The sequence below is a fragment of the Shewanella psychromarinicola genome (assembly GCF_003855155.1).
Lineage (GTDB): Bacteria > Pseudomonadota > Gammaproteobacteria > Enterobacterales > Shewanellaceae > Shewanella > Shewanella psychromarinicola.
Window position 1 is genome coordinate 5006902 of record NZ_CP034073.1, and the last position, 22003, is coordinate 5028904.

The window sequence follows — 22003 nt, forward strand, 5'->3', positions numbered from 1 at the left end:
CTTCTATAGCCGATGCTATTTGACCACTAGAACAGGGCATGTGGCTTTATTTGCAATAGTTTCGGCGACATTATCATTCAAAAAATGAGACAGTCCGCTTCTACCATGGCTGGCAATAACCACCATACCAATATCACCGCTATTGGCCTCGGCCAAAATTTCGGCAATAGCATCACCACGTCGAATCACCGTTTCAATCTTTAAGTCGGTATTAAGTTGACCCAATAAATCATGCATTTTCTTGGCCGCAGCAGCTTCCATCGTTTTCGCCAACTCTTCAGGGGTAACGGCAAGGATCATATAATTCTCATCACCGAAAGGCTGATCAACTACGTGCACGATACGAATGCCAACTTTATATAAGTTAGCCATTTCAATTGCGTAACTTAAAGCATGTGACGACGTGTCAGAAAAATCGGTAGGCCATAAAATATTACGTGTTCGCATATTATCCTCCTTCGCAGTGTAAAATGTGTCTTTGTAGTGACATTTTATGCCTCACAGAAACACACCCAGTTCCATCTCAACAATATAACTAATCTAAACTCTGGATAATAAATCCGTTGTTAACGATTTATTCCATCTCCTACCCCGAGTTAAGTTTTAGTATAGTCAGTATTAAAGACCTCATTAGTGATTAATATCAAATTAAACCCGAAAACTTGCTTTAGATCAAAAACGAACATAACATAAAACCGACTAATCAGTCGGTTTGCTGAATGGGTTAATCACACTTCATCAAACCAACATCGTTATTTTTTGCTGGAGATCAAATATGAATATGGCCGTTGATAACATTCAAACACAATTACAACAATTACTCACAGATCAACGCGCGCGTTTTCAAGCTAATCCAGCGCCTCATTATCAATCACGGGTAGATAAGTTAACCCAATTAAAACAAGCTTTGCTTGATAATCAACAATCTATCATCGACGCATTAATTAACGATTATGGCCATCGCTCTGCAAATGACACCATAATTTCGGATATTATGCCTTGTGTAAACAACATCAATTACACCATCAAACACCTTAAGTCGTGGATGAAACCCAGTCGTCGTCATGCAGGTTTATTACTATCGCCCTCTAAAGTGTCGGTGCAATATCAGCCCTTGGGCGTGATCGGTATTATTGTGCCGTGGAACTTCCCGGTGATGTTATCAATGGGCCCATTGATCACGGCCATTGCTGCAGGCAACGGGGCCATGCTAAAAATGTCCGAATTCACCCCAGCAACCAATGCGGTATTGCGCAAGATGTTGGCAACGATTTTTGCCCCAACTGAAGTCGAGTTAGTTGAAGGTGAAGCTGATGTGGCCGCAGCATTTTCAGCATTACCGTTTGACCATATTCTGTTTACGGGTTCTTCCGTTGTCGGCCGCCATGTTATGCGTGCCGCAGCCAATAACCTGACGCCGGTAACATTAGAATTAGGCGGTAAGTCCCCAGCGATCATTGCCGCTGATATGCCAATAGACACAGCGGTAGAACGGCTTATTTTTGGAAAATGTTTAAATGCAGGTCAAATTTGTGTCGCCCCTGACTATGTATTGTGCCCAGCGGAAAAAGTCGAGGCGTTTATTGCCGCTTATCAACGTCGATTTAATAAAATGTACCCTAACTTCGACACAAACCAAGACTATGGCAATATCATTAATGATCGTCAACACCAACGCTTACTCGCAGTATTAGAAGATGCCAAAGCCAAAGGTGCAACCGTCACCTCCGCAATTGATGGCCCAATATCAACAACGCAACGAAAAATAGCCACTCAGCTAGTCACACATACCACAGACGACATGCTCATTATGCAGGATGAAATATTTGGACCATTGTTACCGATTATTAGCTATCAGTCGGTTGATGAAGCGATAGGTTATATCAACCATCATGATCGCCCCTTAGCCCTATACATCATGAGCTTTGACGATAAAACGCAGCAAGACATTCTGCAGCAGACTCATTCGGGCGGAGTGTGCATTAATGACACGGTATTTCATGTTGCCGCTGATGACGCACCCTTTGGCGGTATTGGTCCATCGGGCATGGGACACTATCACGGCAAAGAAGGCTTTCTAACCTTTAGCCATGCTAAAACAATCCTCAACAGTGGTAAAATTAATACCGGCATATTTGTTCATCCACCTTATGGCGGCGTGATCCAACGATTATTGATGAAATTTTTCTTACGCTAACACCTCAAAATATCACTACGGCAAGTATTACTTTAACATGCCTATGCAGTTGGCTCAGTAAGAATGTATTGGCGTGTGAATTATTGCCAAATTTAACAATCTGTTAGGTATTTCTCTTTCCATTTGTCTACGATTGAACCGATAACAGAACTCGCTCAGGTATTCTTGTAGGTACTTTCCTGAAACACCATGAAATGTCCCAAGTAAAAATGCCTTTAAGTTACCAATGGCAATATGAACCCAAGGCAGCCATTCATCAACAAGCTCACTGGGGGTAACCCTCGCTTCATGTTGTTGAGTCTTATCTATAATGTTCAACGCAGGTAAGCCGTCTGTATGCACTTTTTGCTGTCTCGTTAAGTGTTTGGCAACGAACTTTTCAACACTATCATGGCAAACGCTATTCACAGCCTGCATAGCAATAAATCCAGCTCTTTTTCCTTTGCTTTCAACGGCAACTAAAACAGGTGTTTTACCTTCTGCTCCACGTCCACGCTTGCCCTTCCTTCTGCCACCCACTAACGCATCATCAATTTCAATAACGCCTGACAGTCTATATAAGCTGTCTCTATGGCCCATAGCCGTTCTCAGCTTACTTAATATCAAACGTGCCGTTCGCCAATTAACTTCAATGTGCTTGCTCAATCTTAATGCTGAAATACTGCCTTTATCTGAGCCTAAAAAGTAGATTGCCCAAAACCACTTAGTGATAGGAATACGGCTACCGTGGAATAATGTGTCTGCTGTGACCGATGTTTGTTTATGACATTGACTGCATTCATATACATTGCGGGTTGTAAGCTCATAGGCATGCTCACAAGAGCATCTAGGGCAAACAAAACCATTAGGCCATCTCATTTTCTTAATGTGATTTAAGCAATCAATTTCAGCGCTGAATTGACGTTGCCATTCAAAAAAACTCGTTTCAGGCATTTTCATAGCAAATCTCACTTCTAGTCTTGATTTATACTATAAGAATAGGCCAAAACTGACTCAGATGCATAGGCATGTACTTTAATGATACTTGCTGAGCCGAATCCGACATTAACCAGTCCGCAATCAAACTGATTTAATGAATAAACGGTAGATAAACAGACACTAGATAGAATAGGTATGTGACTCAATGAGCAGTAAATCCATTAGCAGTAAATCCATTGTTACCACAGATAAAAAACAAGCTATTCTAGACTCGGCATTACAGCTGTTTGTTAATAATGGTTTTAATGCTACATCGACCGCATCAATTGCCAAAGCGGCTGGCGTGGCAACGGGCACTTTATTTCATCATTTTCCGACAAAAAAAGACATCATGAGCCAGCTTTTTTTATCCATTAAACAAGAGTTTGCTACCAACATGGTTAGCAGCACTCATTTTAGTGGTGATATCGAACAAGATGCCAATACCCTATGGCAAAAAGCCATCGACTGGGCCATTGCACAACCGTTAAAACAGCTTTTTTTTCTACAGTACTCTATGTCCGCAGACATCGATGCCGACGTCAGAAAGCAAGCGATGAACAGCATTCTAGGATTTGTTGTCGAATTGATTAATCAAGGTAAACAGCAGCATATTATCGCTGACTTTCCCAATGCGTTATTGCTCGAAAACTGCCATGGTCAGTACTTAGCTGCCATTCGTTTTTTTACCGACAATCCTCATTTAGGTAACGATGACATTCACCGATGCGCCAGTTTCAGGTTATTTTGGCAAGCGATGAAAGCCTAAGCCTGTTGACCTTTCGTGTTTACAATTTGTTCGAACTAAACGGTTTTCTGCTTACATAAGAATGCTGTGAAAAGACTAGAGACAAAGTCTTTAACTAGGCTAATACCTTGCAACAAACTTATTTTATAATAATAACTAGGACGGTTTAGGCGGACCCTTCGGGCTGCGTTCGTGGCTTCTTTGTACTGGGTTATCGCTTATTTATGGAGAATAACGACATCTCATTAGCTCTGCCTTGAAAAAAATGGCCACTAACAGCAGCAAAATTCATCTTGAAGGTTCAACAGGCTCTAGCATTTATCCCATACATTATTCATCTAAACTAAAATTCGTTAGATCAATCTGTTCATTTTCAGCCTTTGTCTGGGTGTCAAAATCTAATTGAAGAGTATGCGACGTTTGTTCTACTTGTAGCGCCAGTTGCTTCGCTTTATGAATAGCATATTGACGACGTCGTTTGCGCTGTAAACACAAACGGATCACATCTTGTTTTCTTAACTCGCTGTAACTCATCCAGTTAAATCGTTCATCTCGGCTTCGAAGGCAGCCCATACAATAGCCACGACTGTCAGACTGACAAACGCCAACGCATGGACTGGGCACCGCAAAAAAACTTAACTGTTCCATCATTAGAGTGCTTAACCTCAGCTAATATTGAATTTAGTACGTAAATGCTAAATATACGATATAGTCATTGGTAGGTTGATTTAATGATGAGGCTAGTACTTAACCAACCAAAGTCACCATCAAATACCGTTATGTTAAGGTTATACTAATTGAGTTAATTTTGTACATTATTGCACGTTAGTCGGAGGGCTCATGACAACATCAAGGCGTTCGAGTAAAGGGTTAATACACACAATGGCAGCTTGTAAGCCCATTTTACTTTTATGTGGCCTGTTATTGCTGGCCTCTTGTGCGACAAAACCCAAGCAAGATTATGATGTCAATTACGACTTCTCTGTACTCAAAACATTCAGTCAACTCACCGTAAAACAAACTGATGATCCTTTAACCGCTGACCGAATTAATGACGACATTAAGCAAACCTTACTTAACCAAGGTTATCTCTTTAGCGCCAGCAATGCTGATTTTGTAGTCAACTATGCCTTTATCACTGAAAACAAAGAAAAAGATTCAGGGCTTTCTATCGGCTTAGGTTCTGGAACTTGGGGCTCTAGTGGTGGGATAAGTCTTGGCACGAGTATCGGTATCCCGCTAGGCAGTAACACAGCTAAAACGCAAACTATTCAAATTGATATTATCGACCCAGCCGACAAACGCTTAATTTGGCGCGGCAATGGTCAGTACCACTTTGATCAAGGTGGCGAAGTTAAAGCACAAGGCATTAACCAAACTGTTGCCGCTATCTTGGCGCAATTCCCCCCGAAAAAGTAATCTACACTCTATTTTAGTTGCCGTTTATCCTTGTTGAACGGCGACTACTTTACATAGAAACGCCAGCTCTTCGAGCCGACTTAACACAAATATCTATTTAGCAATTTGCGACTACACGGTAAACTAGCTATCACACTACTTTATTGACCTCGTTAAAATGACTACAGAAACATACAACCAAGCTTTATTAACCCTTGCGCTAGCTGGAATCGATGCCATAAATACCTCGGCATCACAACACAAAGCCGTCAGAACTGCAGCACAAGAAAGCCATTTTCTATGTAACTGGATGGTTGAGTCGTTAAAAACAAAACGCTTTTCGAAACTAATGGCCGACGACTTAACGGCCTGGATAAGTCAAGCTCGAAGTCAAGGTGCTGGGGCTCAACTTAAACAACGATTAACCTGTATTGCCGATCAATACCAACAAGTTAATAACAGTGCTATCGCCACTGGCACTGGGCTTAAAAACCTATTAACCGGACTCGCAGCACAAGAATGGGTGGTGGTAACCGATACCGACATTGATGCCAAATTGAAGATCAACAGTGACGGTAAATCAAGTTTAATAATCTCAGCAAAAGAATTTAATCAACACATTGTTGATGATAAAATTGTCAAACCAATCTCAATGTACATTCGTGGTGATGAAAAGTTGGTTGCACGGTTAGCATTAGAGCAAGGTGTATTACTCAGCCAAGGCAATAAAAAGACCTCATTGATCAAACATCATAAAACTTATGTATTAATACCTGATAACTTACACTCAAGTTTATGTTTACTGTGCCTTGATCTTTATTAAGCAGCGAAAATTGTTGTAGTATTAATAGAATATTAAAGATAAGGAGTCACCATGAAAAAAGGCTTTCTAGCACTCACCTGCTTGGTGATATTTTTTTGTGGTTCCACCGTTCAAGCGAGCACAGCACTTAAGTATAACGTCAATGCCTCCAGCAGTTGGGTGCCTTATTACATTGCTGGATCGGCTGAAAACCCAGGAATACTCGGCGAGCTGGTTCCGTTACTGCTTGCAAAGGCCAACATTGAAGTTGAAAAAAACAATTATCCTCCAAAAAGAACTAATTACGCCTTAGCGAATGGCTTACTAGACTTCGACTTTGTTAGCCCAAGCTGGTTTGAGGATCAAAAAGTAGGCGATAATTTTGTCTCATCGATAGCGATATTAGTCATTCAAGAAAACATTATCACTTTAGACAAAAATGCTCAAAAATGGCAAGACGTTAATCAGATTAAAGGTAAAAAAATAGGCACAATTCGTGGCTACCTTTACCACGACGATACAGAGTTTACTCGAGTTGATTTTACCTCTGAGAGAGAACTCATCAAGGCATTACATAAAGAGCGAGTTGAAGCGGTTATCTCTGGAGATTTACCCGCCTTGTATTGGGCAAAAAAACTCAATAGACCAGTCACCCTTGCCGCGATTCATTCAGAAGGCCACTTAGTCATGCGCCTTCGTAAAAAACATACTGCCTTATTACCACAAATTAATGCCGCTATTGCTGAATTTAACCAAAATGGCACCACTCAAAGCATTATCGAAAAATACACTAAGCAGGATGTGTTTAGTCGTTAATATGGGGTTAAAACGGATTAACGCTGTAGCCTTCGCGGGCTAATACGGCATGTGCGGTTAACGCCGATAACGCCATGTCAACACCCGGCAGCAAGTCATCAGGAGTAATGCCGTAATAGGCGGCTGTTTGACCACACACATAGAACTTAACCCCCTGTCTTACCAACTGCACAATTAAATCTGAATTAGCATTCTTCTGCCCTGCATTCAACTGCTGATAAAAACTATCCTTGGTCATATCGCTAGCCGCTTTACCATGCACCACCATAGCAAGCGAAATGTCTTTCAGTTTAACCCCGGCTGCCACATGCATATTAATAAAGCGCGCCAAAGTATCAATACTAGAGTTTATTTCAGCGGGTTTAGCGGCTGTACCTAAATCAAAAGCAACTTTAAACTTCATGCCTGTTGGTATGGTTAAGCTGCTATTCACTTCGGCCACTTTTCCGTAGTCTTTAATCACTGGTCCCGGTTTAAAAGCATCAATACCAGCGGTTGCCGTAAATGATGAACACGCTATTAATGTCAACACGGCCGATGTGATAACGCATCTACTCATTGAAGGTAAACTGATTTCCATTATGTTGATCTTCCTTATCTCTATTTTTATGATTACTCTAGCACAGATTAGCGCTTAGGTTTTAGACCCTTGCTGAGTATAATGATGCGCTCAAAAACACCAAGAATGAATGATATGTCAATACGTCCAATTTACGCGACCGACTGGCCCGCTATTATGGCGATCCAAGCACAATGTTATGTTGAACTAGCGCCAGAGTCGCTTGGTGTTATGCAAAGTAAATGGCGAACGTCGCCGACTAGCTGTGTCGTGTTTGAACGACAAGGTCGCGTTTTAGCTTATGCCCTTGTTCACCCTTGGCAACGAGGCGATGCCCCGTCATTGAATACCGAAATCAGTGGCCAGATTGATGCTAACTGCTGGTATTTACATGACATGGCCATTTCACCCAATGCACAAGGCATGGGAATTGGTAAACAACTCTTCACTTATGTTGTAAATCAAGCAAAAGCGTTGACGGTGAAGGGGATTGGACTGGTGGCCGTACAGGGTGCGCAAACGTACTGGCAACAACAAGGGTTTAAAGCAGACATCACATCAGCAAAACTGACACAATCACTAGATAGTTACCCTGATGGGGCATGTTATTTGTATTTACCCTTATTATAAAGGTTCCCCTCTAAGCCGCCAGCAGTCGTCACGACGGTTTTGTTAGCCAATACTTTTTATGATGTTTTTGTTTGCTATGGCAATGTTAAAACCTTAAACCGCAAGGATTAGCTTAGTACAGCATTAGTCAGCAGGGGCATCGTATTATTTGAATATTTATTGCAAGTTCATGCCGATCAGCTTGGTTATACGTCGATGAACGTGGGATAATCGAAGATTGTGCATCAGATCATCACCCTATGGGTATTTGTCTCTTTTACCATTTGGTACCTCAAAAATCATAACGCTTAAGTCTTTGTCGGCAGATTGATGCCTTTGGGGTGCCGTATTATTTACATTAAAAAATGAATTACATTAATTTCAGGAGTTCGCCATGGCGCGCCAAGTTATCTATACCTTTAAAGGCAAAACCAAAACTATCGCGTTTAGCTATGACATACATCATGATCTTTATGAAGCAGCAGCTCAAGCTGAAGGGATTGATTTAAAAAAGTTTTTAGCCATGGAGCAACAAGTTGCGTTAACGTCAAAAAAAGGCGCGAAAGCAGAGAAAGAATTTCGTAAAACTGAATTTGCACGTTTTGGTTTTACTAGCATCAAATTTGTTCGTGAAGATGATGAGGTTTAATCATTTTGGTTTACATAAGGACTCTCTATGTTGAATTCAGATCATGCTAATTTCCCTCGAGCCAGTTTTTTTCGACGTTTAGGTGCAATGACGTATGACTCAATGCTTGCTGTAGCCGTTTATATGTTTGCTGGCGCGGTTGGTTTTGCCGTTTTCTTGGGTCTGCAAAGTAGCGGACTTATCGCGATGAATGGTCACGAAGACGTGTCAGATTTGCTCAATAACACTCCGGTTTATCATGGACTTTATCAGCTCTGGATAGCCATTTGTGTCGGCGGATTTTATGCCGTGTTTTGGAGCCGAGGTGGGCAAACATTAGGTATGCGAGCTTGGCGACTTAAAGTTCAACATCCCAATGGCCAAGACTTAAGTTTCATTACCGCCTGCGCTCGGGTAGTTTGGTCGTTATTAGGTATTGGTAATCTGTGGATTATCATCAATGATGACAAATTAGCATTACAAGACATGATGACCCGTTCTGAGGTTGTGGTATTGTCAGTAGAAGCTAATCAAATGCGTAACTGGCGTGGCGCATAATCAATTGGCCTTTACCAATAATAAAATGGCAACCAAAGGTTGCCATTTTTGCATCACAGTTTAATGTTCAAATTAACGTTTAGTTACTTACGAATGTAATACAAAGCTAATCCAGTAAATAACATGCTGGGGGCAATTGCGCCAACCACCGCAGGTAACTCATACACTATGCTCATAGGACCAAATATCTCATTACTAATATAAAAGCTAAATCCTGCTACTACACCGAGTAACACACGAGCTCCCATGGTCACAGTACGTAACGGACCGAACACAAACGACAATGCCACTAACATCATCACTGCCACCGTTACTGGCTGCATAATCTTGCGCCACAGTGCCAGTTCATAACGACTCGGATCTTGTTGGTTGATTTTTAAATAATCCAAGTAGTCAATTAAGCCACTAATGGATAATGCCTCTGGTTTAACCGACACAACACTGAGCTTATCTGGGGTTAATGAAGACTGCCACACATCGGTATCAAGATGGTCGCGAATAACTCGGTCCTCTTTTACCGTGGTATTATCAACTGCAGATAGCTGCCAAGCATCGCCAATAAATTCGGCGGTTTTAGCATGGGTCACTCCGGTTAATTCTTGTTGATCGTTAAACTCATATAAGCGAATATCAATCAGAGTATTAACGTCTTTAACCTCACCGATATTAACGAATAAGTCACCATCTTTAGCCCAAATACCCCGATGTGATTTAATCAAACTGCCACCCGATATTTTAGTCGCTTGAAGTTCTTTAGCACTTTTTTCGGCAATAGGCGCGCCCCATTCACCGAGCGCCATGACCATGATCATTAACGGAACAGCCGTTTTCATTGCAGATTGGGTGATTTGTAAGCGCGACATACCAGAGACTTGCATCACCACTAACTCAGAGTTAGATGCCAGCATGCCCATACCAATTAACGCACCTAGCAGTACCGCCATAGGGAAAAACATTTCAATATCACGGGGCACTAAAAACAACACGTATATGCCAGCATCTAGCATGGTATAAGCACCACGCCCAACCAAACGCAGTTGATCAACCCACTTAATGATGCCTGACAACCCAGTCAAAATCAGTAAACACAAGCCTGATGTACTAACGATCATACGAGCAATATAAAGGTCTAGTATTTTCATGCAGTCACCTGCTTGCGTTTAAATAAACCCAGGAACTTCATCCCTGTCGGGCGTTCTTTAATAAGTAATAACAACCCTAATATCAACGCAAAGCCATGGATCCACCACATGCCTAAAAATTGCGGCACCACCTCATCTTGCAGGGCTTTTCGGCCTGCAATCATTAATCCAAAGTAGCCCAAATAAAGCAAAATAGCGGGACCCATTTTAGCAAACTTACCCTGGCGAACATTAACCCGCGCTAACGGCACCGCAATTAACGTCAACAATGGGATCGCGATAGGGATAGCTAAGCGCCACTGAAATTCAGCTGCCGCTTCAGGTCCTGGAGTATCCAACAATTGATCAACTGGCATTGCAGATAATTTGCGTCGCCGCTCATCCACTTCTTGTTCTTTAATCTCCATTTTATAACCACCAAACTCAATTATTTGTAGTTCAAGTGATTTAGGGCTGCCTTGATAGCGGAAGCCTTTTTCGAGCTGTAATTGCTGGCTGCCAAAATCATCTTCAATCACTCGACCTTTGTTAGCCACCACAATATTAGTTAAGCCATATTCGTCTTCAGGATCGGGAAGTTGTGCAACAAATACTTTATCCAAAGTGTTGTCTTTATTTATTTTTTCAACAAACAATACCGCTCGCCCATTCGGGCTTGCTTGAAAGCGACCTTGGGTTAATGCCGCTAATCCGGCTTCAGATTGGGCTTTTTCTAAGACCTGGTTTTGACGCTCTTCCGCCCAAGGGCCAACATAAACAGACAAATAAGCGGTAAACAATAAATTGCCAATCGCAAGTAATAAGGTTACTCGAGTGACATACCATTCACTGACACCAACACCATGCAGTACCACCATTTCATTTTCGGCATACATTCGCCCATGGGCCAACAATATCCCTAAAAAGAAACTCAGCGGCAACACTAACACCGTTAATTGAGGCAAATTTAAGCCTAATAATGTCATCACCAAGGAAGCCGGGAACTCACCATCAGAGGCATCAGCTAACACGCGCACAAACTGTTGACTGATAAAAATAGTTAGCAGCACTAAAAGTACTGAGAATTGCGCTTTTAAAACTTCACTAATAAGATATCTAAATACAATCACAAGTAGGATCCGGTGGCTAAACTTATCTTTTTACTGGTATCAGAGCAACTTTCATGTAAACTGTCTACTTTCAGCAGTTTTGCTAGTTTTCTGACCAGCGCGGAAGGTGCTTTGGGGTCATGGTTAACATCTATTTTGGCTGTCAATTTACGCCTTTTTTTCGTTAATAATCCCAAACAGCTATCACCTTTTCGTTGATTATATGCCAGATGGCCTAATGCAAACATTATCTAATAAATATAGTAATTTGTCTTTAAGAATCTAGGAGTGCTCATGGAGTTTAGCGTAAAAAGCGGTAGCCCCGAAAAGCAACGTTCAGCCTGTATCGTTGTCGGAGTATACGAACCCCGCCGTTTGTCTGGTATCGCAGAGCAATTGGATAAAATAAGTGAAGGTTACATTAGTAACCTACTTCGTCGTGGTGACCTTGAAGGTAAACCGGGTCAAATGTTGCTACTGCATCATGTACCAAACGTACTAAGTGAGCGCGTTTTACTGGTTGGTTGTGGCAAAGAGCGTGAGTTAGATGAACGCCAATACAAACAAATTATCACAAAAACCATCAGTACCCTCAATGAAACCGGTTCAATGGAAGCAGTGTGCTTCTTAACTGAACTGCATGTCAAAGGCCGCGACACCTACTGGAAAGTTCGCCAAGCCATTGAAAGTACTAGAAATAGCCTGTATTCATTTGATGCCTTAAAAACCCGTAAAGACGAAACTCGTCGTCCATTACGTAAAATGGTATTTAACGTGCCAACACGCCGCGAATTAACCATTGGTGAGCGCGCAATTGAACACGGAACCGCAGTGTCAGCGGGTATGCATTTATGTCGAGACGTGGCCAACATGCCACCTAACATATGTAATCCAGCCTACTTAGCGTCCCAAGCTCGTCAAATGGCTGAAGTGCATGAAAACCTCACTGTCACGACTATTGGCGAAGAGCAAATGGCTAAGTTAGGCATGAACGCTTATCTTGCCGTAGGCCGCGCAAGCAGCAATGAATCAATCATGACCGTGATGGAATATCAAGGCGCAGTCGACAGCACTGAAAAGCCAATTGTCCTTGTCGGTAAAGGGTTAACCTTTGATTCTGGCGGAATTTCATTAAAACCTGGCGAAGCCATGGATGAAATGAAATACGACATGGGTGGCGCTGCAGGTGTGATTGGCACCATGAAAGCATTATGCGAAATGAAACTGCCTATTAACGTCATTGGCATTTTAGCGGGTTGTGAAAACATGCCTGCGGGCAATGCCTATCGCCCAGGTGATATTTTAACCACTATGTCAGGTCAAACGGTTGAAGTGCTTAACACTGATGCCGAAGGTCGCTTAGTATTATGTGATGTATTAACCTACGTTGAGCGCTTTGAACCTGAATTAGTCATCGATACTGCAACCTTAACGGGTGCCTGTGTTATTGCCCTTGGTAAGCACGCTTCTGGTTTATTCAGTTCGCACAATCCACTAGCTCATGAGCTGTTAAATGCCGGCGAGCAAAGTGGTGACCGCGCATGGCGCATGCCGTTATGGGATGAATATCAAGACATGCTAGACAGCCCATTTGCCGACATGACTAACTTAGGCGGCCGTCCTGCAGGGTCGATTACTGCCGCATGTTTCTTATCTCGCTTTACTAAGAAGTACAATTGGGCGCATTTAGATGTCGCTGGTACTGCTTGGAACAGCGGCGCGAATAAAGGCTCTACCGGTCGTCCGGTACCGATTTTAAGCCAATTCTTAATTAATCGCGCTGGTGTTGAAATTAGCGAATAAGCATTGTTAGTGCGTGATACGCAAATAAAAAGGGTAAAGCATCATGCTTTACCCTTTTTTTGTATCTCGATAGCGCAAATCAAACAATGCTAAACCATAACTTGGATTCAAATAATAAGCCCTTTTATCGCGCGGTAAGCCGCGGTAAGCCTAGGCTAACCATTGACGATGTAATTGCTCACTATCACCTAAATAATCTAGCACCCAGGCGAGTGCTGGCGACATTTGCTCATCATTCCACGCTAAACAACAAGGGCTAGGTTGTTTAACGGTGCACAGCACTTTACTGACTAATTTACCGGACTCGATTAACGGTGCAGCTAAATGTTCAGGCATGTACCCTACCCCTAAGCCTTCGACAAAACGGTTGATTGCACTGTGCCAGTCGGGTACCACTAAACGCCGTTGATTATTGAGCAACCAATCAATTCGTTTAGGGATCTCTCGCGAGGTATCTTCAAGACAAATAGACGGAAAATCACGTAACTCATCATCCACTATAAGCCGTGTAATATTCGCCAATGGATGATCAGCACTCACCACAAATAACCAATCAATATCCCCCATATGAGTGAATTTAAATGACCCATCAACTGGATTTGCAGTTGTCGCACCAATAGCGATGTCACTGCGCCCTGTGGCGAGCGCTTCCCATACACCATTAAATATTTCAATCCGAATAATCAGCTCAACATCCTGAAACTTTCTGTAAAAGTCAGCGATTAAGGCATGCACACTGTCGGTTCTGGCAATATTATCCAGCGCAATAGATAACGAAGGCTTCCACCCATTTGCCACTCGTTGAGTGTCTCTTTTCATCAGCGCCATATCGTTAAGAAACTGGCGAGCTTTAGCGACAAAATGTTTTCCTGCCGGGGTTAGGCTGACACTTCTATGATGGCGAATAAATAACTCAACCCCAAGCTCAGTCTCAATTTGTTTAACTGAATAACTAATCGCAGACGGCACCTTATGCAGTTTTTTGGCTGCCGCGGTAAAACTGCCTTTTTGGGCAACAACATCGATTAATTCAAAAATGTGCTGTGAAAGCATATCAATTTGCTCATTATAAAATGTACCTTAACAGCACTAGATGAATAACATCTTCGGCTGAGGTAATACTGGTTTCAAGTGATCATACTCAATTCCACTCACTCCTTGCAATCAAATTTTTTGATAGCTGCCTTCAAAATTAAACGTTTCCAGCTAATTTAGTAAGCCATTAAACTAGCAAGCTTTATTGACCAGACGAAAATATTTATGCCTAATTTTAGCAACAACAACATAATAATCAACAATAAACAAACAAACATAACATTTTACCTGTTCCTGTTTTATTTAGCCTTGCTGAGTATGTTGGGATTTATTGCAACCGACATGTACCTCCCTGCATTCAAATCTATTGAAGGGACGTTTAATGCTAACACTTCTGAGGTGGCCATATCATTAACCAGTTTTTTGGCAGGCCTTGCTATTGGACAGTTATTATACGGGCCATTAGTTCATAAAATAGGTAAGCGGAATTCACTCTTTGTTGGGCTAAGTCTGTTTATGTTGGCAAGCGCACTCATTGCGAACAGTGAAACCATAATGATGATGAATATTGCGCGCTTCTTCCAAGCCATCGGCGCTTGCAGTGCAGCAGTGATCTGGCAAGCGATAGTGATTGAACAATACCCCGCCGATAAAGCTCAAAATATTTTCTCTAATATTATGCCTTTGGTCGCTTTATCTCCGGCATTAGCGCCCATTGCTGGCGCATTGATACTCAATAATTTTGGCTGGCGTGCAGTGTTTATTACCTTATGTGTTATCGCCGTAATATTAATCGCTATGACACATTTTTTTGTACCTAAAGAGCCTATTCGTTTACACAAAAATAAGTCCCATATCCGCTATCAACAATTATTAGCCAACACACGTTACTTAGGTAATGTCATCATTTTTGGTGCCTGTTCGGGTGCATTTTTCGCTTACTTAACCCTATGGCCCGCGGTGATGGAACAATATGGTTACGCCGCAACTGAAATTGGATTAAGTTTTATTCCCCAAACCATCATGTTTATTGTCGGTGGCTATTCCGGTAAGTTACTTATTCGACAGTTTGGCACCAAAGCCAGCCTACGCTATTTACTGATTTTATTTGGTTTTTGTGTTGTTGCCATTTTTGTATCAAGTGTGATCCTCGATACTAAAACAATATTACCGCTTATGGTTGCATTCTCATTGCTAGCAGCAAGCAATGGCGCTATTTACCCTATTGTGGTCAATAATGCCCTCCAAGAATTCAGCAATAACGCATCCAAAGCGGCAGGATTGCAAAACTTTCTCCAAATCAGCATCGCTTTTGGGGCATCAAGTCTGGTTGCCGTTTGGGCAAGCTCTGGCGATAACGCGATTGGTTGGGGAATTCTAGCCTGTTCAGTACTGGTTGCTGTAGGCCTCTTTATTAAAAGTCATGATTCTTGGGCGCAAATAAACCAGCATTTCACGTTTCCGGATCCAGCAAGATTATCTCAAGCAACCACTAAGGATGATGAATAAACACCCCATAGCGATAAAATAAGCCATTCAATGATGAGGTTATATTCTTATTTATAATCTCATCATATTGAGGTTTATTGATTAAACAAATTATCGCCTGTTCTAATATTAACAATCCATAAATCCGTCTAGTTGAGAATAACCCCAGAGCGTCGCAGAAAACCAATCATGGCTGCGATTTATATTGGATTAATGAGCACCATCAGCTCGCATTGTGGCTGTAATACCAAATACAGCTCATTATCGGCTCAGTCAGCGAGTCACTTAGGGGAAATTCAATAAATATCAACTCACGTCCCCATTAACCCGCAGAGGATTTTAGTGTAAACTCGTGCTCAACTTATTAACCTGTCAAAAGCATCACCACATGACTCAAGCCTTGTTTTACCTTATGCCTGATAATCATAATCAAATGAGTGCATTAGATGCGGTTTATTTGGCTGCATGCAGGTTAGCAGAACAAGAATATCGCCAACAAAAAACCGTCTACATTCACTGTGAAAACAAGCAGCAAGCGTATGCCATTGACGAATTACTGTGGCAATTTGAGCCTAATGCCTTTGTGCCTCACAACTTAAAAGGCGAAGGTCCGGTGACCGGTGCACCTGTCGAAATTGGTTTTGACACCCTAGGGCCAAATAAAAGTCGCCAAGTTCTGATTAATCTTGCAGACCACATGCCCAGTTTTGCGGTAAACTTGGCCCATATTATCGATTTTGTCGCTAATGATGATGAACTCAAGCGGATTGCCCGCAATCGCTATCGTCAATACCAGAATGTTGGCATTACGCCCAGCACTCAAGCATTAGCTGAATAAACACTCAATTTAGATAGAGAACATAACGCTCCTATGGAAAAAACATACAACCCAAAGTCTATCGAACAGGCCCTTTACCAAAACTGGGAAGAGCAAGGTTACTTCAAGCCGCATGGCGATGAATCTCAAGGCAATTATTGCATCATGATCCCGCCACCGAACGTAACCGGTAGCTTGCACATGGGACATGCCTTCCAAGACACCATCATGGACACGCTTACTCGTTATGAACGCATGAAAGGTAAGAATACCTTATGGCAAGTGGGTACCGACCACGCTGGTATCGCCACCCAAATGTTGGTTGAGCGTAAACTTGAAGCCGAAGAAGGTAAAACACGCCATAATTTAGGCCGTGATGCCTTTATTGATAAAGTGTGGGACTGGAAAGAACAGTCTGGTGGCACCATCACCAAACAACTACGTCGCATGGGCGCATCGGTTGATTGGGATCGCGAACGTTTTACCATGGACCAAGGCTTATCAAAAGCGGTTCAAGAAGTGTTTGTCCGTCTATACGATGACGAACTTATTTATCGTGGTAAGCGCCTAGTCAACTGGGATCCAAAGCTTCACACCGCCATTTCAGATTTAGAAGTTGAAAATAAAGAGAAGCAAGGCCACATGTGGCACTTCCGCTTTCCTTTAGCCCAAGGGGCATTAACTAGCGATGGTAAAGACTACCTAGAAGTCGCCACCACGCGTCCTGAAACCATGTTAGGTGACAGCGCAGTAGCCGTGCATCCAGATGACGAACGTTATCAGTCATTGATCGGTAAGTTTGTGCTATTACCTATCGTTAACCGCTTAATTCCAATTGTTGCTGACGATTATGTCGACATGGAATTTGGCACAGGCTGCGTAAAAATCACTCCAGCCCATGACTTTAACGACTATGAAGTTGGCAAGCGTCATCAACTGCCTATGTACAACATCTTTACCTTAGATGCCTGTGTCCGCGGTTTTGTTGAAGTAGTTAATACCGACGGCACACCAAACAAAGACGTCGAAATTGCGCTACCTGAACGTTATGTTGGCCTTGATCGTTTTAAAGCCCGTGATGCTATTGTGGCTGAATTTGACAGCTTAGGTTTACTTGAAAAAGTCGCTCCGCACGCGTTAAAAATACCTTATGGCGATCGCTCAGGCGTAGCAATTGAACCCTTATTAACCGATCAGTGGTATGTAGCCGTTCAATCAATGGCAAAAACAGCCATTGAAGCCGTGGAAAATGGCGACATCAAGTTTGTGCCCCAGCAATACGAGAATATGTACTTCTCGTGGATGCGCGATATTAAAGACTGGTGTATTTCACGCCAACTTTGGTGGGGACACCGTATTCCAGCTTGGTACGACGAGAACGGTAAAGTCTACGTTGGCCGTAACGAAGCTGAAGTTCGCGCTAAACACAAATTTGCAGATTCTGTGGTATTACGCCAAGACGATGACGTATTAGATACCTGGTTCAGCTCGGCATTATGGACCTTCTCAACCTTAGGTTGGCCAGACAATTTAGAAGATTTAAAAACCTTCCACCCAACCGATGTGTTGGTCACAGGTTTTGATATCATCTTCTTCTGGGTTGCGCGGATGATCATGATGACCATGCACTTCATTAAAGATGAAGACGGCAAACCTCAAGTACCTTTTAAAACCGTGTACGTGACCGGGCTTATCCGTGATGAAGCCGGTAATAAGATGTCAAAATCCAAAGGCAACGTGCTTGATCCATTAGACATGATTGACGGTATCGACCTTGAAACCTTGGTCGCTAAGCGGACTGGCAACATGATGCAGCCACAATTGGCGGCAAAAATTGAGAAAAGTACCCGTAAAGAATTTGCCGATGGCATTGAAGCTCACGGTACCGATGCACTGCGTTTTACCTTAGCGGCAATGGCATCAACCGGGCGTGACATCAACTGGGACATGAAACGTCTTGATGGTTACCGCAGTTTCTGTAACAAATTATGGAACGCGTCACGTTATGTGTTAATGAACACTGAAGTGCAAACCAATCCAGATAGCGATGAAGCTGGTGAGCCTTTAGATTGCGGTCAACTGTTAGTTGATGGCAAACCGGGTGCGATGGAATTGTCGTTAGCCGATCGCTGGATCATTGGTTTGTTTAATCAGACCGTCAAAACCGTTGAAGATCACATGGCCGCTTACCGTTTTGATTTAGCCGCTAACACTTTATACGAGTTCACTTGGAATCAATTCTGTGACTGGTATTTAGAATTAACCAAGCCTGTTATGCAAAACGGCACTGAAGCGCAAATGCGCGGCACACGCCATACGTTAGTCAATGTGCTTGAAAAAATGCAGCGTCTAATGCATCCATTTATGCCATACATTACCGAAACGATTTGGCAACGCGTCAAACCGTTAGCTGGCGTAACGGGTGATACCATCATGCTGGCATCGTTCCCAACGTATCAAGCAGATCAAGTCGATGCGACCGCAATGGCGGATCTGGAATGGGTTAAGCAAGTCATTGTCGCAGTACGTAATATTCGTGCTGAACTCAATATCGCCCCGTCTAAGCCGCTTAATGCGCTGCTTCGTGACGTGAGCTATGAAGATCGCATTCGTCTTGAAGCAAACCAAACATTCTTTACCAGTTTGGCTAAACTTGAGTCAATGACCATTTTAGCAGAGGGTGAAACGGCACCGATGTCGACCACTCAGTTTGTCGGCAATATGGAGCTATTAATCCCAATGGCAGGCTTAATCGATGTCGGCGCTGAATTGGCCCGTATCGACAAACAGCTTGAAAAGCTTGCTCAAGAGATAACCCGCATTGAAGGCAAATTATCTAACCAAGGCTTTGTCGCTAAAGCACCTGCTGCGGTTATTGATAAAGAGCGGGCAAAAATGGCCGATTTGACTCGTGACATTGAAAAATTAAACGAACAAAAAATCGAACTGGCCAAAATAGAAGCATAATCAATAAAATACCATTAGAAACAAAAACCAGCGATGCATCGCTGGTTTTTTATTTCGCACGAAACTGAAACGTTGATTTCTCAATTTACATTTTTGGTGTATAAGCTTCGGCCAATATCACCATTCTATTTAATGGGTCAAAACCATGTCTGATAAATTCTTTTTTAAAGGTCGTAAAACACCTAAACCCGCTTATGGTGAAAGTGGTTATAACACCAAGCGCACAGCAAAACCGGGGACGGAAGCTTTACCGCTAATATTGTCAGTCCAAACCGAAGCTCGCCAACATGAAGTGGCGGCAATGGTTGCTGAACAACAGCTATTGGCTAATATCAGCATTAATGCAGACAAACCTGAAAACATTATTGAATTAACCGGTGTTTTGAACAAACCTAAAACGGTAAAGTTTGACGCTAAGCCTAACCGTAACGATGTGTGCATCTGTGGCAGTGGTAAAAAGTACAAAAAGTGTTGTGGTGCATAAATCACCATACTGAGGTGAACGTCCCTAAGTGGGATGTTTATCAATAAAACACTAAAGTGGGTCTTAGGATCCGCTTTTTTTATTGATTTTGGATATTTCCCCAGAACTTAGGTAAAGTGTCAGCCTTTGTTATAAAAAGGATATAGAACATAAAATAAAAGGGTGACCTATGAGCACTAATTCACATTCAGGCAACGATCTGAGTGAAGTAAAACAGTTGGGCATGTGGGCCGCGATATCCAGTTTAGGCTATATTTTTTGGCTTGTAGGTGGCATGGAACTGGTAGAACGTATTGCCTATTATGGCGTCAAAGCCAGTGCGGGTTTATATGCTAAAACGCCAGTATCTGAAGGCGGACTAGGCATCAACTTAAGTGACTATGGTCTAATCGTGTCAGTCTGGGCGTTACTGCAAACCTTCATTCCAGTGCTAACTGGCGGCATATCTGACCGAGTAGGCTACAAAGAAACCATTTTCGTTTCAACCATAGTCAAAATTTGTGGTTATTTAACCATGGCCTTTTTCCCTAGCTTTTGGGGATTTCTCGCCGGCGCCATGTTGCTAGCTATTGGCACCGGAGTATTTAAACCCGGCATTCAAGGCACCTTGGTGCTGTCTACTAATCGTAATAACACTTCTATGGCTTGGGGCATTTTTTACCAAGTGGTTAACATAGGTGGTTTCTTAGGCCCATTAGTTGCGGTGCACATGCGCCAATTGTCTTGGGACAATGTGTTTTTTGCTTGTGCGGCGATTATCTCATTTAACTTTTTATTTTTACTCGCTTACAAAGAACCGGGAAAGGAAGACCGACTTGAACGCACCCGTCAAGTAAAATCCGGCGAAGTGAAACAAGAAGCGTTGTGGAAAGATGCCCTTAAAGAACTGAAAAAGCCAATAGTGATTTACTACATGTTAGTGTTTGCTGGTTTTTGGTTTTTATTTAACTCATTATTTGATGTGCTACCTATCCACATTGCTGAATGGGTTGATACCAGTGTCATTGTTACCTCGTTATTTGGTCCCGAGGGTACCAGCAATGGCATATTGCAGTTCTGGTTGGGGCTGAGTAACGACGGTACTAAAGTAATGCCAGAAGGCATGCTCAACCTCAATGCCGGGATGATCATGACCACTTGCTTTATCGTCGCGGCACTCACCGCTAAATATCGCATTACCACCACCATGTTTGTCGGCTGTTTACTGAGTATTTTAGCCATTGCCTTAGTCGGTGCATTTAATGCGGCTTGGATGATTGTGCTGGCTATTGCCATGTTCTCTGTCGGTGAAATGATGATTAGCCCTAAGAAAAATGAATTTATGGGCAATATCGCGCCAGAAGGTAAAAAAGCCATGTACTTAGGCTTTGTGATGCTACCTCAAGGCATAGGTTGGACGTTAGAAGGTTATTTCGGCCCAAAGCTTTATGACATATACGCCTCAAAAGAGCGTATTGCCCGTGAAGTCTTATCAGATAATGGTATGAGCTTAACCGATATAGCCAACATCCCCCAAGGTGAAGCCTTTAGTCGCTTAGTCAGTTCTACGGGACAAGATCCCCAAGTTCTCACCCAAGCCCTCTATAATGCCAACAACATCGGCATGGCTTGGTATATTATTGCGGTTATCGGTATTACTTCGGCGGTAGGGATTTTCATCTACGGTAAATGGTTATTAAGGATGCAGCGCCAACAAGTCGCTTAGTTCATCGTGTGCAATTTGTTAGCATCAGCAACTGATTTAGCAACAGGGAGGCAGCAATGCCTCCCTGTTGCTATCCACAATAAAATAACAATAAATGGTCATCAAGTTGCCATACCAACGCCATTAATTAACCATTCTGTTTACGACCAAATCACTAGCAAATCACTAGCAAATAGCAATCCATAAGCGAAATAGCGCACTC

21 protein-coding genes are annotated in these 22003 nt (G+C 42.5%); 14 read left to right on the forward strand and 7 right to left on the reverse strand.

Translation table 11 applies throughout. The features are described 5' to 3' along the window. Positions 1 to 15: 15 nt before the first annotated feature. The gene (locus EGC80_RS21745) at positions 16 to 447 is read right to left on the reverse strand and encodes a universal stress protein (RefSeq protein WP_101032560.1); all 432 of its coding nucleotides are present in this window, start codon (positions 445 to 447) and stop codon (positions 16 to 18) included. Positions 448 to 775: 328 nt separating this feature from the next. On the opposite strand from EGC80_RS21745, the gene EGC80_RS21750 reads away from it, so the two are divergent. Then, the gene (locus EGC80_RS21750; RefSeq protein ID WP_101032561.1) at positions 776 to 2197 is read left to right on the forward strand and encodes a coniferyl aldehyde dehydrogenase; all 1422 of its coding nucleotides are present in this window, start codon (positions 776 to 778) and stop codon (positions 2195 to 2197) included. Positions 2198 to 2251: 54 nt separating this feature from the next. Here the strand turns inward: EGC80_RS21750 and EGC80_RS21755 are convergent, their stop codons facing one another. Then, the gene (locus EGC80_RS21755; protein ID WP_124693443.1) at positions 2252 to 3136 is read right to left on the reverse strand and encodes an IS1595 family transposase; all 885 of its coding nucleotides are present in this window, start codon (positions 3134 to 3136) and stop codon (positions 2252 to 2254) included. A 184-nt stretch (positions 3137 to 3320) separates the two neighbouring features. Between EGC80_RS21755 and EGC80_RS21760 the strand changes: the two genes are divergently transcribed. Beyond that, the gene (locus EGC80_RS21760) at positions 3321 to 3923 is read left to right on the forward strand and encodes a TetR/AcrR family transcriptional regulator (RefSeq protein ID WP_101032562.1); all 603 of its coding nucleotides are present in this window, start codon (positions 3321 to 3323) and stop codon (positions 3921 to 3923) included. Positions 3924 to 4232: 309 nt separating this feature from the next. Here the strand turns inward: EGC80_RS21760 and EGC80_RS21765 are convergent, their stop codons facing one another. After that, positions 4233 to 4550, reverse strand: a complete 318-nt coding sequence (locus tag EGC80_RS21765; RefSeq protein ID WP_101034727.1) for a DUF1289 domain-containing protein — start codon at positions 4548 to 4550, stop codon at positions 4233 to 4235. A gap of 234 nt (positions 4551 to 4784) precedes the next feature. On the opposite strand from EGC80_RS21765, the gene EGC80_RS21770 reads away from it, so the two are divergent. From EGC80_RS21770 to EGC80_RS21780, 3 genes are all read left to right on the forward strand, one after another. Continuing rightward, positions 4785 to 5321, forward strand: coding sequence for a DUF4136 domain-containing protein (locus EGC80_RS21770; protein WP_124014047.1), 537 nt, complete (start codon positions 4785 to 4787; stop codon positions 5319 to 5321). 157 nt (positions 5322 to 5478) lie between these two features. Beyond that, positions 5479 to 6123 carry a DUF2913 family protein gene (locus EGC80_RS21775; RefSeq protein ID WP_124014044.1) on the forward strand — a complete coding sequence of 215 codons (645 nt, stop codon included), beginning with the start codon at positions 5479 to 5481 and terminating at the stop codon, positions 6121 to 6123. 51 nt (positions 6124 to 6174) lie between these two features. Continuing rightward, on the forward strand, positions 6175 to 6918 hold the full coding sequence (locus tag EGC80_RS21780; protein WP_124014043.1) for a substrate-binding periplasmic protein: 744 nt from the start codon (positions 6175 to 6177) through the stop codon (positions 6916 to 6918). 7 nt (positions 6919 to 6925) lie between these two features. On the opposite strand, the gene EGC80_RS21785 is transcribed toward EGC80_RS21780, so the two are convergent. Next, entirely contained in the window at positions 6926 to 7498 is a 573-nt protein-coding gene (locus EGC80_RS21785; protein ID WP_124014042.1) for a DsrE family protein, read from the reverse strand. Positions 7499 to 7612: 114 nt separating this feature from the next. On the opposite strand from EGC80_RS21785, the gene EGC80_RS21790 reads away from it, so the two are divergent. The 3 genes from EGC80_RS21790 to EGC80_RS21805 all read left to right on the forward strand — a co-directional run bounded on the left by EGC80_RS21790 (position 7613) and on the right by EGC80_RS21805 (position 9272). Beyond that, positions 7613 to 8107 carry a GNAT family N-acetyltransferase gene (locus EGC80_RS21790; RefSeq protein ID WP_164839519.1) on the forward strand — a complete coding sequence of 165 codons (495 nt, stop codon included), beginning with the start codon at positions 7613 to 7615 and terminating at the stop codon, positions 8105 to 8107. Between the two features lie 373 nt (positions 8108 to 8480). Next, the gene (locus tag EGC80_RS21800) at positions 8481 to 8735 is read left to right on the forward strand and encodes a DUF2960 domain-containing protein (protein ID WP_124014040.1); all 255 of its coding nucleotides are present in this window, start codon (positions 8481 to 8483) and stop codon (positions 8733 to 8735) included. 27 nt (positions 8736 to 8762) lie between these two features. Continuing rightward, positions 8763 to 9272: an RDD family protein gene (locus EGC80_RS21805; protein ID WP_101032569.1), complete on the forward strand. Its 510-nt coding sequence runs from the start codon at positions 8763 to 8765 to the stop codon at positions 9270 to 9272. 83 nt (positions 9273 to 9355) lie between these two features. Here EGC80_RS21805 and lptG read toward each other — a convergent pair whose 3' ends face one another. Continuing rightward, on the reverse strand, positions 9356 to 10414 hold the full coding sequence (gene lptG, locus EGC80_RS21810) for an LPS export ABC transporter permease LptG (protein WP_124014039.1): 1059 nt from the start codon (positions 10412 to 10414) through the stop codon (positions 9356 to 9358). Continuing rightward, entirely contained in the window at positions 10411 to 11523 is a 1113-nt protein-coding gene (gene lptF, locus EGC80_RS21815; protein WP_124014038.1) for an LPS export ABC transporter permease LptF, read from the reverse strand. The genes lptG and lptF overlap by 4 nt, the downstream gene beginning before the upstream one ends. 273 nt (positions 11524 to 11796) lie before the next feature. On the opposite strand from lptF, the gene pepA reads away from it, so the two are divergent. Next, the gene (pepA, locus tag EGC80_RS21820) at positions 11797 to 13305 is read left to right on the forward strand and encodes a leucyl aminopeptidase (protein ID WP_101032573.1); all 1509 of its coding nucleotides are present in this window, start codon (positions 11797 to 11799) and stop codon (positions 13303 to 13305) included. A 150-nt stretch (positions 13306 to 13455) separates the two neighbouring features. Here pepA and punR read toward each other — a convergent pair whose 3' ends face one another. Beyond that, positions 13456 to 14358 (reverse strand): DNA-binding transcriptional activator PunR, encoded by a 903-nt coding sequence (gene punR, locus EGC80_RS21825; protein WP_124014037.1) that lies wholly within the window; start codon positions 14356 to 14358, stop codon positions 13456 to 13458. Between the two features lie 207 nt (positions 14359 to 14565). Here punR and punC point away from each other — a divergent pair, with 207 nt between their 5' ends. From punC to EGC80_RS21850, 5 genes are all read left to right on the forward strand, one after another. Then, positions 14566 to 15849: a purine nucleoside transporter PunC gene (punC, locus tag EGC80_RS21830; protein WP_124014036.1), complete on the forward strand. Its 1284-nt coding sequence runs from the start codon at positions 14566 to 14568 to the stop codon at positions 15847 to 15849. Between the two features lie 367 nt (positions 15850 to 16216). Beyond that, entirely contained in the window at positions 16217 to 16666 is a 450-nt protein-coding gene (locus EGC80_RS21835; RefSeq protein WP_124014035.1) for a DNA polymerase III subunit chi, read from the forward strand. A gap of 33 nt (positions 16667 to 16699) precedes the next feature. Further along, the gene (locus EGC80_RS21840) at positions 16700 to 19612 is read left to right on the forward strand and encodes a valine--tRNA ligase (protein WP_101032577.1); all 2913 of its coding nucleotides are present in this window, start codon (positions 16700 to 16702) and stop codon (positions 19610 to 19612) included. A 145-nt stretch (positions 19613 to 19757) separates the two neighbouring features. Beyond that, complete coding sequence (locus EGC80_RS21845; protein ID WP_124014034.1) at positions 19758 to 20096, forward strand: PBPRA1643 family SWIM/SEC-C metal-binding motif protein; 339 nt, start codon at positions 19758 to 19760, stop codon at positions 20094 to 20096. Positions 20097 to 20265: 169 nt separating this feature from the next. Continuing rightward, positions 20266 to 21801 (forward strand): MFS transporter, encoded by a 1536-nt coding sequence (locus EGC80_RS21850; RefSeq protein WP_124014033.1) that lies wholly within the window; start codon positions 20266 to 20268, stop codon positions 21799 to 21801. Positions 21802 to 22003 lie beyond the last annotated feature (202 nt).